This is a genomic window from Streptococcus symci (assembly GCF_006385165.1).
GTDB lineage: Bacteria > Bacillota > Bacilli > Lactobacillales > Streptococcaceae > Streptococcus > Streptococcus symci.
On the sequence record NZ_VFJA01000001.1, the window covers coordinates 619991 to 635937 of the forward strand.

9 protein-coding genes are annotated in these 15947 nt (G+C 37.5%); 7 read left to right on the plus strand and 2 right to left on the minus strand.

Annotated features, from left to right (window positions below; translation table 11 throughout):
* Positions 1-52: 52 nt before the first annotated feature.
* Positions 53-2311, minus strand: a complete 2259-nt coding sequence (locus FJN11_RS02945) for an ATP-dependent Clp protease ATP-binding subunit (protein WP_140224014.1) — start codon at positions 2309-2311, stop codon at positions 53-55.
* Positions 2312-2540: 229 nt separating this feature from the next.
* Positions 2541-2771 (minus strand): DUF1797 family protein, encoded by a 231-nt coding sequence (locus tag FJN11_RS02950; protein ID WP_000443570.1) that lies wholly within the window; start codon positions 2769-2771, stop codon positions 2541-2543.
* Positions 2772-2961: 190 nt separating this feature from the next.
* Here FJN11_RS02950 and FJN11_RS02955 point away from each other — a divergent pair, with 190 nt between their 5' ends.
* The 7 genes from FJN11_RS02955 to FJN11_RS02990 all read left to right on the plus strand — a co-directional run bounded on the left by FJN11_RS02955 (position 2962) and on the right by FJN11_RS02990 (position 15888).
* On the plus strand, positions 2962-3645 hold the full coding sequence (locus FJN11_RS02955; RefSeq protein ID WP_033686685.1) for an amino acid ABC transporter permease: 684 nt from the start codon (positions 2962-2964) through the stop codon (positions 3643-3645).
* Complete coding sequence (locus FJN11_RS02960) at positions 3645-4379, plus strand: amino acid ABC transporter ATP-binding protein (protein WP_033681390.1); 735 nt, start codon at positions 3645-3647, stop codon at positions 4377-4379. The genes FJN11_RS02955 and FJN11_RS02960 overlap by 1 nt, the downstream gene beginning before the upstream one ends.
* 349 nt (positions 4380-4728) lie before the next feature.
* On the plus strand, positions 4729-5292 hold the full coding sequence (locus tag FJN11_RS02970) for an HAD family hydrolase (protein ID WP_049552627.1): 564 nt from the start codon (positions 4729-4731) through the stop codon (positions 5290-5292).
* 14 nt (positions 5293-5306) lie between these two features.
* Complete coding sequence (gene gyrB / locus FJN11_RS02975) at positions 5307-7253, plus strand: DNA topoisomerase (ATP-hydrolyzing) subunit B (protein WP_000134040.1); 1947 nt, start codon at positions 5307-5309, stop codon at positions 7251-7253.
* A gap of 81 nt (positions 7254-7334) precedes the next feature.
* A complete protein-coding gene (gene ezrA / locus FJN11_RS02980) occupies positions 7335-9062 on the plus strand; it encodes a septation ring formation regulator EzrA (RefSeq protein ID WP_140224015.1) in 1728 nt (575 codons plus the stop codon).
* Positions 9063-9198: 136 nt separating this feature from the next.
* The gene (gene pgdA, locus FJN11_RS02985) at positions 9199-10590 is read left to right on the plus strand and encodes a peptidoglycan-N-acetylglucosamine deacetylase PgdA (protein WP_140224016.1); all 1392 of its coding nucleotides are present in this window, start codon (positions 9199-9201) and stop codon (positions 10588-10590) included.
* 207 nt (positions 10591-10797) lie between these two features.
* Positions 10798-15888: a S8 family serine peptidase gene (locus tag FJN11_RS02990; protein WP_140224017.1), complete on the plus strand. Its 5091-nt coding sequence runs from the start codon at positions 10798-10800 to the stop codon at positions 15886-15888.
* Positions 15889-15947: the final 59 nt, after the last annotated feature.

The window sequence follows — 15947 nt, forward strand, 5'->3', positions numbered from 1 at the left end:
TTTAATAAAAAGGAGCAGAAAATTTTCATTTTCTATTCCTTTTCTGTAGGATTTATACTTCTTTTTCAGAAGTTTTTACTTCAGCTTTTTTGGCAGACTTAATTTGAATCTTGCCCTTGCTGGTCATAACTGCTTTGAGGTTTTTTTCGCTTGGATTTTCAAGGTAGTAGTCAGTGATTGCGTCCTCAATATAGTCTTGAATAGTACGACGAAGTGGGCGTGCTCCCATTTTTGGATCATAGCCGAGGTCAACTAATTTTTCCTTGACCTTGTCAGTTACATCCAAATGAATGTTGTTGCTAGAAAGGCGCTTGTTAACGTCTGCTAGCATAAGCTCGACAATCTGAAGGAGGTTGTCCTTGCTGAGAGCCTTAAATTCGATAATACCATCAAAACGGTTCATAAACTCTGGGCTAAAGAAGTTACCGAGTTCACCGAGAACAGAATTGGTACGTCCTTCGCGAGCGGCCCCAAATCCAACGCTGGCTTCTGCCTTACCTGTACCTGCATTTGAAGTCATGATGATGATAGCGTCCTTGAAGCTAACGGTACGTCCTTGCCCATCTGTCAAACGACCATCGTCCAAGACTTGAAGGAACATATGCATAACATCTGGATGGGCTTTCTCTACTTCATCCAAGAGAATAAGAGAATATGGATTGCGGCGGACTTTTTCAGTTAACTGCCCAGCCTCATCGTAGCCAACATAACCTGGAGGGGCGCCGACCAACTTAGCCACGCTGTGTTTTTCCATGTATTCGCTCATGTCAAAGCGAATCATGCTGTCAGCAGAACCAAAGAGTTCGATGGCCAGTTGTTTGGAAAGTTCTGTCTTACCGACACCAGTTGGTCCGACAAAGAGGAAGCTTCCAATTGGACGGTTAGGCGTACCGAGACCGACACGATTCCGGCGAATAGCCTTGGCAATCTTATCGACTGCATCATCTTGGCCAATAACATGAGACTTGAGGTCTTCAGCTAGATGGATGAGTTGAGATTGTTCTTTCTCTTTCAAATCACCAACAGGGATATTGGTTTTCTGCTCGATAATGTGCTCAATGGTTTTCTCACTGATGATAGGAGTATCTTGGTCTGTGACCTTTTTCTTTTGCATTTCCTTATACTTGGCAATCTGGTCGCGGAAGTAGGCGGCCTTCTCAAAATCTTCCTCTCGTGTAGCTTGAGATTTAAGATTTTCAGCCTCAATCAAGCGCTGATCGATTACTTTAGGATCGACAAAATTCAAGGTCAAGTTCATCTTTGAACCAGCTTCATCCAGGAGGTCGATGGCCTTGTCAGGTAAGAAGCGATCTTGGATGTAACGATTGGAAAGAGTTGCAGCTGCTTCAATCGCAGCATCGGTATACTGAACGTGGTGGTAGTCTTCGTATTTCTTTTGAATTCCTTTGAGGATAGTGATTGTTTCTTCCACTGTTGGTTCATCGACCTTAACAGGTTGCATACGGCGTTCTAGGGCAGCATCTTTTTCAATGATGCGGTATTCATTGAGGGTAGTTGCACCGACCAGTTGCAGTTCACCACGAGCAAGGGCTGGCTTGAGGATATTTCCTGCATCCATATTGCCATCGCCCGCAGATCCCGCACCGACAATTTCATGGATTTCATCGATAAAGAGGATAATATCCTCACGTTTGCGAATTTCTTCCATGAGCTTTTGCATGCGTTCTTCAAATTGTCCTCGGATACCCGTTCCTTGAACTAGGCTAACTACATCCAGACGGATGACTTGTTTGCCTTGGAGTTTATGTGGAACATCGCCATCAACGATTTTCTGAGCTAGACCTTCGACAACGGCAGTTTTCCCGACACCTGGTTCACCGATAAGAACAGGATTATTCTTGGTTCTGCGATTGAGAATTTCGATGACACGGATAATCTCATCGTCGCGCCCAATAACGGGGTCAATATCTCCACGACGGGCAATTTCAGTTACGTTGATACCAAATTCTTCCAGCAGGCCTTTTTCTTGGCTTGGTGGAGGAGTTTGAGCAGGTCCACGATTTTGGGAACCATAACCTCCGTTTCCACCGTAACCTCCACCTGATTGGGTTGGGGGAGTCGGTGGAGTGTTGTTAGAAGGTCTAAAATTGTTTAGGTCATTGAAGAAATCACCAAAGGGATCAAAGTCACGATTGTTCAGATCCGTCATACCTTTAAAGAGGCTATTGTTAGGATCTGTCTTGATAATCTTATAGCAGTTTTGACAAAGGTCAATTTGTTTTTGCTTTCCATTAAGATTGGTATAAAGATGAATTGTTGAGTCATTGATTTTACAGTTTTGACAAAGCATACATCTACCTCATTTCTTTCTTTAGCCTGACCTGTTTAAAGGTCAAAAATAGTCAAATTTCTATACTCTCATTATAACAGGATTGGGGTGTAAAGCAAGTAAAAAGATTGCAGCTTTGAGAAGTTGTTACAATGAAAATTTTTGTGATTTTAGGGAATAAAAAAATCCTATTTGTGAGACAAAAAGGATTTTGGTTAGACATGCAGGGTGTAACCCAGCTTGTTTTGTATTAGTAAAGGAGTTCGTAAATCTCCATTGCAATCAAGTCAATGCTGTCAAACGTATAAGTTTCGCGAGCTTCGACATCACGAAGGGTAAAGATTGAGCCGTTTTCTTCGTCGTGGCTGTATGCAACTTCTGCAACAACAACTCCTTCGCGTTCAAAATTACGTTTTAAATTTCCGCCGTCTTTAGCCATTGCTTCAAGGCGGTTGATGATTCTAACCAAATGTGATTCCATTTTGATTCTCCTTCATTTCTTATCGTTACTATTTTACCATAAAGGAGGCCAACTTGCCTAGAAAAAACTAAGATTTCTCGCTAATTCTACCAGCTTAAAGTTTTTTTGAATAAATTAGACAAAAGATTTGAATTTTAATTCATTCCATGTTATAATCATACAGTATTCTATTTTAGAAAGCAGTGTGACTATGAATTTTTCTTTTTTACCTAAGTATTTACCTTATTTTAACTATGGGGCTGTTGTGACGGTTCTCATTTCTATCTGTGTTGTCTTTTTGGGAACTATTTTGGGTGTTGTCTTGGCTTTTGGGCAACGTTCAAAGTTTAAACCGTTTGTTTGGCTCGCCAACTTGTACGTTTGGATTTTCCGTGGGACACCGATGATGGTTCAGATTATGATTGCCTTTGCCCTTATGCACATCAATGCTCCGACTATTCAGGTTGGAATTTTAGGTGTTGACCTTTCTCGTCTGATTCCAGGGATTTTGATTATCTCTATGAACAGTGGTGCTTATGTTTCTGAGACTGTTCGTGCTGGGATTAATGCGGTTCCAAAAGGTCAGCTAGAGGCGGCCTATTCTTTAGGAATTCGTCCTAAAAATGCTATGCGCTATGTGATTTTGCCACAAGCTATCAAAAATATTTTGCCAGCATTGGGGAACGAATTTATCACCATTATCAAGGATAGTTCTCTTTTATCAGCTATTGGTGTCATGGAGTTGTGGAACGGAGCTACAACAGTTTCTACAACAACCTATCTACCTTTAACACCACTTTTATTTGCAGCCTTTTATTACTTGATTATGACTTCTATTTTGACAGTAGCCTTGAAAGCTTTTGAAAAACGTATGGGACAAGGAGATAAGAAATAATGACAGAAACCTTGATAAAAATTGAAAATTTACATAAATCCTTTGGAAAGAATGAAGTATTGAAGGGCATCAACCTCGAGATTAAAAGAGGAGAAGTTGTCGTTATCATCGGTCCTTCGGGGAGCGGAAAATCTACCTTGCTTCGCTCTATGAATTTGTTGGAAGAAGCAACTAAGGGGAAGGTTATCTTTGAGGGAGTCGATATTACGGACAAGAAGAATGACCTGTTTGCTATGCGTGAGAAGATGGGCATGGTCTTCCAACAATTTAATCTCTTTCCTAATATGACTGTGATGGAAAATATCACCTTGTCTCCTATCAAGACCAAAGGTGAAAGTAAGGAAGTTGCAGAGAAGAGAGCTCAGAAACTTTTGGAAAAAGTTGGTTTACCAGATAAGGCAACTGCTTATCCACAGAGTTTGTCAGGTGGCCAGCAACAGCGGATTGCCATCGCGCGTGGTTTAGCTATGGAACCTGATGTCTTGCTCTTTGACGAGCCAACTTCAGCCCTGGACCCTGAAATGGTAGGTGAGGTGTTGGCTGTTATGCAAGACTTAGCTAAGTCAGGAATGACCATGGTTATCGTAACACATGAAATGGGATTTGCTCGTGAGGTGGCAGACCGTGTCATCTTTATGGCAGACGGTGTGGTTGTTGAAGACGGAACACCTGAACAGATTTTTGAACAAACCCAAGAACAGCGGACTAAAGACTTCTTGAGTAAGGTTTTATAATCTATTTTAAAATTTCAAGACAAGATTAGTGAAAAGCTAGGCTCAATACCAGTCAAGTGGAACTTACTTTGAGAAGTTACCCCCCTTATTAATAACATCCATAAATTGGATATTAGGATTTTTAATATAAAGTAGTTTTGTGTTAAAATATAATTGTTCCATATGATTCTCTCTAATGATGGTTTGGTTACTTTTCATTATAGATTATATGGGGCTTTTTTCTACAAGAAAATAGGTTTCATAATATCTATAAGAAATTTATCCTATATAAATATCATAGAGCATTTTTTATGTGGAAAACTCAGGGAAATCATCGCTTTTTTCATAAAAAAATGCTATAATGAAGGGTATGAAATATCACGATTACATCTGGGATTTAGGTGGAACTTTACTAGATAATTACGAAACTTCAACAGCTGCATTTGTTGAAACATTGGCATTGTATGGCATCACACAAGACCATGACAGTGTCTATCAGGCTTTAAAGGTTTCTACTGATTTTGCGATTGAGACATTCGCTCCCAACTTAGAGAATTTTTTAGAAAAGTACAAGGAAAATGAAGCCAGAGAGCTAGAACATCCGATTTTATTTGATGGAGTTTCTGGTTTATTGGAAGATATCTCAAATCAAGGTGCCCGTCATTTTTTAGTTTCTCATCGAAATGATCAGGTCTTGGAAATTTTAGAAAAAACCTCTATAGCAGCTTATTTTACAGAAGTGGTGACTTCTAACTCAGGCTTTAAGAGAAAACCAGATCCTGAGTCCATGATTTATTTAAGAGAAAAGTATCAAATTAACTCTGGTCTTGTCATCGGTGATCGGCCGATTGATATCGAAGCAGGGCAAGCTGCTGGACTCGATACCCACTTGTTTACCAGTATCGTGAATTTAAGACAAGTATTAGACATGTAAGAAAAAGGAATAAGATGACAGAAGAAATTAAAAATCTGCAGGCACAAGATTATGATGCCAGTCAAATTCAAGTTTTAGAGGGCTTAGAGGCTGTTCGTATGCGTCCAGGGATGTATATCGGATCGACCTCAAAAGAAGGTCTTCACCATCTAGTCTGGGAAATTGTTGATAACTCAATTGATGAAGCCTTGGCAGGATTTGCTAGCCATATTCAAGTCTTTATTGAGCCCGATGATTCGATTACAGTTGTTGATGATGGGCGTGGTATCCCAGTCGATATTCAGGAAAAAACAGGTCGACCTGCCGTTGAGACTGTCTTTACTGTTCTTCACGCTGGAGGAAAATTCGGCGGTGGCGGATATAAGGTCTCAGGTGGTCTTCACGGAGTGGGGTCCTCAGTTGTTAACGCCCTTTCAACTCAATTAGACGTTCATGTCCACAAAAATGGTAAGATTCATTACCAAGAATACCGTCGTGGTCATGTTGTCGCAGACCTTGAGGTGGTTGGAGATACGGATAAGACGGGAACAACAGTTCACTTTACACCGGATCCAGAAATTTTCACTGAAACAACAACTTTTGATTTTGATAAATTAAATAAACGGATTCAAGAGTTGGCCTTTCTAAATCGTGGTCTTCAAATCTCCATCACAGATAAGCGTGAGGGGTTAGAACAAACTAAGCATTACCACTATGAAGGTGGGATTGCTAGCTACGTTGAATATATCAATGAGAACAAGGATGTTATTTTTGATACACCAATCTACACAGATGGTGAGATGGATGATATCACAGTTGAAGTAGCCATGCAGTACACAACGGGTTACCATGAAAATGTCATGAGTTTCGCCAATAATATCCACACCCATGAAGGTGGAACGCATGAACAAGGTTTCCGTACAGCCTTGACACGTGTCATCAACGATTATGCTCGTAAGAATAAGTTACTGAAAGACAATGAAGACAACCTAACAGGGGAAGATGTCCGCGAAGGATTAACTGCAGTTATCTCGGTTAAACACCCAAATCCACAGTTTGAAGGACAGACCAAGACAAAACTGGGGAATAGCGAAGTGGTCAAAATTACCAATCGTCTCTTCAGTGATGCCTTCTCTGATTTCCTTATGGAGAATCCTCAAATTGCAAAACGCATTGTAGAAAAAGGAATTTTGGCTGCCAAAGCTCGTGTGGCTGCCAAGCGTGCGCGTGAAGTCACTCGTAAAAAATCTGGTTTGGAAATTTCCAACCTTCCAGGTAAACTAGCAGACTGCTCTTCTAACAATCCTGCTGAAACAGAACTCTTCATCGTCGAAGGAGACTCAGCTGGTGGGTCAGCCAAATCTGGTCGTAACCGTGAATTTCAGGCAATTCTTCCAATCCGCGGTAAGATTTTGAACGTTGAAAAGGCAAGTATGGATAAGATTCTAGCTAACGAAGAAATTCGTAGTCTTTTCACAGCGATGGGAACAGGATTTGGTGCAGAATTTGATGTTTCAAAAGCTCGTTACCAAAAACTTGTTTTGATGACCGATGCCGATGTCGATGGAGCCCACATTCGTACTCTTCTTTTAACCTTGATTTATCGTTATATGAAACCAATTTTAGAAGCTGGTTATGTTTATATCGCCCAACCACCAATCTATGGTGTCAAGGTTGGAAGCGAGATTAAAGAATATATCCAGCCAGGAGCAGACCAAGAAATTAAACTCCAAGAAGCCTTAGCCCGCCACAGTGAAGGTCGTGCCAAACCAACTATTCAGAGGTATAAAGGTCTGGGTGAAATGGATGACCACCAATTGTGGGAAACAACCATGGATCCGGAACATCGCTTGATGGCCAGAGTTTCTGTGGATGATGCAGCTGAGGCAGATAAAATCTTTGATATGTTGATGGGGGATCGAGTAGAGCCTCGTCGTGAGTTTATCGAAGAAAATGCCGTCTATAGTACACTTGATGTCTAAAAAATCGGGAGAAGTAGTTCCCTTGGTCTAAAAAATATGATATAATCATTACGATTGTTTCAAGTAAAAAAGGAGTTTAATATGTCTGGTACACTAGTAATTTATCTTGCAATTGCTGTTGCAGTTTTCTTAGTGATTGCCTATGCTATCGCAATCTACGTACGAAAACGCAATGAAAGTAAATTAGCAATTTTAGAAGAGAAAAAAGAAGAGCTGTACAATCTTCCAGTAAACGATGAAGTTGAAGCTGTAAAAAATATGCACTTGATTGGACAAAGTCAAGTGACTTTCCGTGAGTGGAACCAAAAATGGGTTGACCTATCTCTTAACTCTTTTGCGGATATCGAAAATAATCTTTTTGAGGCAGAAGGCTATAACAACTCATTCCGTTTTTTCAAGGCCAGTCATCAAATAGACCAAATCGAGAGTCAAATTACCTTGATTGAAGAAGATATTGCGGCAATTCGTAATGCTTTGGCAGATTTGGAGAAACAAGAGTCTAAAAATAGTGGACGTGTTCTTCATACTTTGGACTTGTTTGAAGAGTTGCAACACCGAGTGGCTGATCATTCTGAAGAATATGGCCAAGGTTTATCTGAAATCGAAAAACAATTGGAAAATATCCAATCAGAGTTTTCTCAGTTTGTTACTTTGAACACTTCAGGTGACCCAGTAGAAGCTGCTGTGATTTTGGATAATGCTGAAAATCATATCTTGGCTTTGAGTCACATAGTAGATCGCCTGCCAGCAATTGTAAAAACATTATCTAAAGAGCTACCTGATCAATTGGAAGATTTGGAAGACGGTTACCGTAAACTTTTAGATGCTAATTATCATTTTGCTGAAACGGATATTGAATCTCGCTTCCAATTGCTTTATGAAGCTTTGAAGAAAAACCACGAAAATATTGCACAATTAGAGTTGGATAATGCTGAGTATGAAAATACTCAAGTTCAAGAAGAAATCAATGCACTCTATGATATCTTTACACGAGAAATCGCTTCTCAAAAAGTAGTAGAAGGCTTAGTTGCAACACTTCCTACATATTTGAAACACATGAAAGATAGTAATGCTGTTTTAGTGGAAGATATTCAACGATTGAGTAATAATTACCTACTATCTGAAACGGATGTTAGTCATGTTCATAGATTGCAAGCTGAGTTAGAGTCTTTGGAAGAATCTGTGTTGGAATTAACTTCTGAACAAGAGGAACATTCTGAACCTTATTCATTCCTTGAAGATCGTTTGGAAAACTTACAAGCGACTTTGAAAGAAATTGAAGATGAACAAGTTGCAGTTAGTCAACGTCTTGCTCAGATTGAAAAAGATGATATCAATGCTCGCCAGAAGGCAAATGTTTATGTTAATCGTCTTCACACAATTAAGAGATACATGGAAAAACGCAATCTTCCAGGTATTCCTCAGAATTTCTTACAGTTGTTCTTTACAGCAAGTAACCATACTGAAGAGTTGATGGCTGAACTAGAAGAAGCTCGGGTCAATATCGAAGCTGTGAACCGTATGCTTGAAATTACAACCAATGATATGGAAGCACTTGAAGAAGAAACATATAATATTGTTCAATATGCAACATTGACAGAACAATTGCTACAGTATTCGAACCGTTACCGCTCATTTGATGAACGAATTCAAGAAGCTTTTAATGAATCATTAGAAATTTTTGAAAAAGAATTTGATTATCATGCTTCATTTGATAAGATTTCGCAAGCTTTGGAAGTTGCAGAACCAGGTGTAACCAACCGTTTTGTCACTTCATACGAAAAAACACGTGAGACGATTCGTTTCTAACATAATAAAAGGCTCTATAATATTTGTAGTGGGTAAATCCCCCTATAGATATTATGGAGCCTATTTTTTTGTTCAAAACGAGTAATAGTACTTATTTCTCATTGAAATTATAGCCTGAATTTGATATGATATTTCTATGGATAAAAGTAGAGCAAATCGTGTTGAGCACGATAAAAAGAGAATCGGTTTAATAGCCCTAGTAGCTATCTTTTCAGTAAGTATTTGTGTCCTTGGTTCAATGATTGGATACAAAGTATATACAAAGCAAAGTTTTGAACAAAGGATTGAATCTCTCAAAAAAGAGAAAGATGATCAATTGAGTGAGGGAAATCAGAAAGATCATTTTCGTAAGGGACAAGCCGAAGTAATTGCCTATTATCCTCTCCAAGGGGAGCAAGTGATTTCATCTGTAAAAGAAATCATGACACAGGATATTAAGGAAAATCTGGAAGACAAGGAAAATCTAGTTTTTTATTATACGGAGAAACAGGATTCGACTTTAAAAGGGATTGTTAACCGAAGTGTGATGAAACAAGTCTATGATTTAACTTCGTCAAAAGTTGAAGAGACTGAAAAAACTAGTCTGGCAAAAGTCCATTTGACAGAAGATGGTAAACCTTTTACACTTGATCAATTATTTTCAGATCCTAGTAAAGCCAAAGAGCAGTTGTTAAAAGAAATCACCTCTTTCTTACAGGATAAGAAATTGGACCAAGAAAAGATTGATCAAGTTGTTAAAGGCTTCTCTGATCAAGACTTGTCTGGATGGAATTTTGATTACAAGGATAGTCAGATTATCCTTTATCCAAGTCAGTCAGTTGAAAATCTAGATGAGATTGCCTTACCAGTATCTAGTTTCTTTGATGTAGTACAATCCTCTTATTTATTAGACAAGGATGCCGAACTTTATAAGGCTTATTATGAAAAGAAAAACCAAAAAGTGGTAGCTCTAACTTTTGATGATGGACCAAATCCTGCAACGACAAATCAAGCATTAGATACACTTTCTAAGTATGGTATCAAGGCAACTTTCTTTGTTTTAGGTAAGAATGTTTCTGGAAATGAAGAGATTTTGAAACGCATGAAATCGGATGGCCATGTTATTGGAAACCATAGTTGGAGTCATCCAGTGCTTTCGAAACTTTCACTTGACGAAGCTAAAAAACAGATTACTGATACTGAGGATGCGCTAACTAAAGTGTTGGGTTCTAGTTCCAAACTTATGCGTCCGCCTTATGGAGCCATTACAGACGACATTCGAAATAGCCTTGATTTGAGTTTTATTATGTGGGATGTGGATAGTCTGGATTGGAAGAGTAAGAATGAAGCAGCAATTTTGACAGAGATTCAACGTCAAGTTCGTAATGGTTCGATTATCTTAATGCATGATATCCATGCTGAAACAGTCAATGCTTTACCAAAGATTATAGATTATCTAAAAGAGCAAGGATATCACTTTGTCACAGTTCCTGAAATGCTTAATTCACGATTAAAAGCACATGAACTATTCTATGACCGTGATCAGTAAGACTTTTGCTGAATAACTAATTAAATCGTAAGTAATTTTTCAATAAATAAATTTAGTCTTGTATTAATCGAGGCTAAATTTTTTTATGTTTAAATCTCATGATAGGATTGGTTAATATTACAATTTTGTTACAAAATAATATTTTGATAGAATTTTCAGATAATTTGGTATATAATACTTTTAATTTAAATAAAAAGGAGTGATTTTATGGGAGATTGCAAAGATTTTTGTCATAACAAGTACCAAATAGCAACAATTTTTCTGCTAACGGTCTTTGCTTTCGGATTTGCTTTCGCACAGGTTAGTGCCGATGAGGGAAAATTTGAAACATCCAATCAAGTTACACGTACTTTAACGACTAATAAATTAGATGATTCAAATAAGCTTGCATCACCAGTCACGGCTGACAAGAATGCTCTAAATTCTTCTTCGAAAGAAAAAACAGAAGTGATAGAGTCATTAAAACAAGATGATTCTATCGAGTATAGAGATAATAAGTCAGACAAGGATTTAACCACACAGAAAGAAACGACTGCTATAAAAAGTGAAGAGAAGAAGGAAGAATCAGCAGTGAAAAGTAATTCTTCTTCAGAAAGCATACAATCACAGTCGTTATCTCAAGGTGGACATAAAGAAAAGCCGAACAGTATCTCCAGTAATGAAATTATTACTGTCCCTAAAACCTGGGAAGCAGGACATAAAGGACAAGGAACTGTAGTCGCTGTTATAGATTCAGGTCTTGATTTGAATCATGAGGTTTTGCGTATTTCTGATCCGTCAAAGGCGAAATTTAAAAATCAGGATGATATCGAAAAAGCTAAAAAGGCTGCTGGTATTGACTATGGGAAATGGTACAGTGACAAAGTAGTATATGCTTATGATTACTTTGATGGAACTGATAATATAAAAGAGGCTGAAAAAGAGTCTCATGGAATGCACGTTACTGGAATTGTAGCTGGAAATCCTGTTAATAAAGCACCGAATTCTGAGAAGGTTTACGGGGTGGCGCCAGAAGCTCAAATTATGTTTATGAGAGTTTTTTCAGACAGAGATAAAACTACAGCCTCTGCCCTTTATGTAAAAGCTATTGATGATGCTGTTGCATTAGGTGCAGATGTGATCAATATGAGTTTGGGTGCAGGTGCGGGTTCAACGGTAGATGCTGGTTCAGATATCATTGATGCAGTAAAAAGAGCACGCGCTAAAGGAGTGTCTGTTGTTATTGCTGCTGGTAATAGTAATACTTTCGGTAGAGGTTTTTCACAACCATTGGCAGCAAATCCTGATTATGGTCTTGTCGGAAATCCCTCTACAGTAGAAGATTCAATTTCTGTTGCTTCGATTAATAATAAAATTCTAACTACTGAAGTCTTTGAAGTAAAAGGTTTAGAAAATGACGCTACCCTTGATTATGGTAAGTTTGATTTTAATAGACCTGAAACAGAAAAAGATTTTGAAAACGGGAAAGAATACGAATATGTAGCAGCGGGTATTGGTCGTGAAGAAGATTTTGCTAATATTGATGTAAGAGGCAAGTTAGCACTGATTCAACGTGGTAAAATTAATTTTTCTGATAAGATTAAAAATGCTCTTCAACATGGTGCAGCTGGAGTTTTAATTTATAACAACGTTGAAGGTGCAAATGTTAGTATGTCTGTTACAGGTGATGCTAAGAAAATCCCATCTGTCTTTATTTCAAAACATTATGGTGAAATTCTTAAGTCTGGTCAGTATAAAATTGTCTTTAATCACAAGATGGATAATCGTAAATCAGATGTTGCAGACCAATTGTCAGATTTTTCAAGTTGGGGAGTTACAACAGATGGACAATTGAAACCAGATGTTACTGCACCTGGTGGAAATATCTATTCATCATTTAACGATAATAGCTATGGAAGTATCAGTGGAACAAGTATGGCGGCTCCTCATGTAGCTGGTGTCGCAGCATTAGTCAAAGAATATTTAGCAAAGAAACATCCTGAATTATCAGCTAGTCAAATTTCAGAGATTGTAAAAGCTTTAATTATGTCTACTGCAAAACCACATTTTAATAAACAGACTGGAGCCTATACTTCTCCACGTCAGCAAGGTGCTGGTGTAGTTGACACGATGGCTGCAACAAGCACAGATCTATTTGTAACAGGTGCAAATAACTATCCAAGTGTTACTCTTGGCAATGTTGGTGATAAATTTACCTTTGAAGTTACAATTCATAATATTTCGGATAAAGACCGAACATTGAAGATGATTGTAAATACAAATACTGATGAAGTTGAAGAAGGGAAATTCACTCTCCGTCCACGAAAACTAACTGAAACAGTCTGGCCTGAAGTAACTGTGAAAGCTCATAGTACGAAGACAGTAACAGTTAGTGTAGATACAAGTAAGTTTACTGAAGAACTTAGCAAAATAATGCCAAATGGATATTTTCTAGAAGGATTTGTTAGATTTGTCAATCCTGCAGATGATGGTTCTGTTATTGGTTTACCATTTATGGGATTTAAGGGAGAATTCCAAAATCTACCTGCAATTGAAAAACCAATTTATCAATTGATTAAGGAAGGAAACAGTGGATTTTACTCTGAAATTGATAAAGATAATCCAGGAATTTCACCTTCAGACGATGCAACTTATTTAACAAGTTCTGAAAATGATGTAAATGTTTTAAAAGCAGAGCGTCAAGGAAGTCGAGTGACTGTACTCGGAGTGAAACAAGATGCTGAAGGAAAATACCATCTTCAATTAGATGAAAAGGGGAACATCCGCCTTGCTATCTCGCCAAATGAGGATGGTAATAAAGATTCTGTTCGGTTTAAAACTCTTGTCTATAGAAACTTGGTAAATCTTCGTGCGACGGTTTATGCTTCTTCGGATACAACACACAGTCAGCCTATTTGGCAAAGTCGTCCAACAGACCTTGTAAAAAATTATTTTGATGGCGATACTAGAAATCCAAGAAGTTATATTGTAGATAAAACAGCTTGGGGAGGACAGGATTCTAATGGAAATCGAGTTTCTGATGGAATTTATGACTATGTTATTAGTTATAAGCCAGATGTCCCTGGAGCTGAGGAACAATATACAACATTTAAAATTCAAATCGATACACAAAAACCTCTGATTACTTCGGGATATATTCGTTCTCAAGAAGATCAAGAACAATTTATAGCTCGCAAACCTCAGGATGTAGGAAATGGTGGAATTCTTCTAGAAAAAGTCTTTTATATTCGTCCTTCTGAAAATAGAGAGGCGACAGATTCAGAAATCGAACAGTATCAAATTATCAAACAAAATGAAGATGGTAGTTATACACTTCCTAAGAACGTTGATAAATCGAAAATCTTCTATTATGTAGAAGACTTTGCGGGAAATGTAGATTTTATATCTCTCAAAGATCTTGTAGGTGAAGAAAATAGTGGTCGTGTAAAAATTGCTATACTAAACAATAAAACCAAGGATGAGATTGATACAACTTATGTTTATCGCATTAAAAATAGCGAAGGTCAATATGTAACCGTTGATAAGTCAAAAGATATTAATTTCTTGAAATTTGGGCATTATGTTGCAGAAATTTTTAGCTATGACCGTACAGAGTTGAAATTTGTGAGTGCTCTATCGAAGGAATTTGATTTAACGAAAGAAAATAGTTTTCAAACTATTACCTTCTTGGCTAACAAAATGAAATATGCCCCAGTAACGGTTGGCTTTAATCAAGCTGTTCCTGGAACTACAACGATTACTTTAGTAGGTGAAGACGGTCAGAGTCAAGTCTTGCCAGCTGAAACATATGGTAAACATTCTTATGGTAAGAAAGTGGTTACTGGTGAATATAAAGTTCTTGTAAATCTATCAAACGGTTATGAATTACTTGATAATCTTCAACCATTTAAAGTTCTGTTTGGTAAAAATAATGTTTTGTCACTTTCAGTTGTTTCTAAGTTAGCTCTGATTGCAGCTTTAAATAAACAAATGGAAGTAGTTAAAACTCCGAGATATTATAATACAAAACAGAAGTTAAAAGAGATTTTTGATCAAAGTGTCAAAGATGCGCAACTAGCATTGGAAAGTAAACTTAACCAAGATAAAATTGACCAAATTGTTAAAGCTTTAGAGTCTGCTATGCAAACATTGGATGGTAAGGAATCTGATATCACATCATTGAAGAATGCCATTAAAGCATATGCTGAGACAGTTAAAAAAGGTAAATATATAAATTCTGATCAAGAACGCAAAGGTCGATATGATCGTGAATTTAAACTCTTGGCATTATTAATTACAAAAGATTTGATAACTCAAGATGAAATCGACCGTCTATTGACCGCTTTCTTACAAGCACAAGAACAGTTGAATGGCAAAGAAACAGATTTCATGAGCCTAAAAAATGTTATCGTGGATGAAGTGAAGTTCCAAGACAAAGATCCAAGATTTTTGACAGCTAGCAAAGAGGAGAAAGATTCATATAATCTTATTTTCAACAAAGCTAAGCTACTTTTGGAAAATGCAGAAGCTAGTCAAGAAGAAATTAATGAAGTAATCAATGCTCTAAAAGAGACGGCTGTAAAACTTAAGGCTAATAAAGTAGAGATTCCAACCAAACCAGTTGCACCAGTTAATCCGGTTAATCCAACTAAACCAGTTGTAACGATTAAGCCAGTTAATCCAACTAAACCAGTTGTAACGATTAAGCCAGTTAATCCAACTAAACCAGTTGTAACGATTAAGCCAGTTATTTCAACTAAACCAGTTGTAACGATTAAGCCAGTTAATCCAACTAAACCAGTTGTAACGATTAAGCCAGTTATTCCAGCTAAACCGGTTGTAACGATTAAACCAGTTAATCCAGCTAAAGCAGTTGCACCGATTAAGCCAGTTAATCCAGCTAAACCAGTTGTAACGATTAAGCCAGTTAGTCCGGCTAAACCAGTTGCATCGATTAAGCCAGTTATTGCAGCTAATCCAACTAAACCAGTTGTAATGATTAAGCCAGTTTCTCAAGTGAAACCAGTTAAATTAGTAAGTCACAATAGACAAGTCTCAACTATCAAGCCTTCAATTAGCAATGATAAAATTGAGAAAGCTACATCAATTGCAATACATCATTCCAATATAGAAGCTAAGCATGAGAATAAAACACTAGCTGGAAGTGGTCAACAAGTGTTTTTAGCTACAGTCAACAAAGAAGGACAACAATTACCAGCTACTGGTGAGAATAACATGATTTCTATTATTCTAAGTATTTCAGGAATTTCTCTCTTGTTGTCAGTTATTGGACTTGCAACTTTTTCAAAAAGTGATTAGAGAATACTATACATCTTTCTATAGTTTTTGATTTACAGTATGTTACAATTCTGATATAA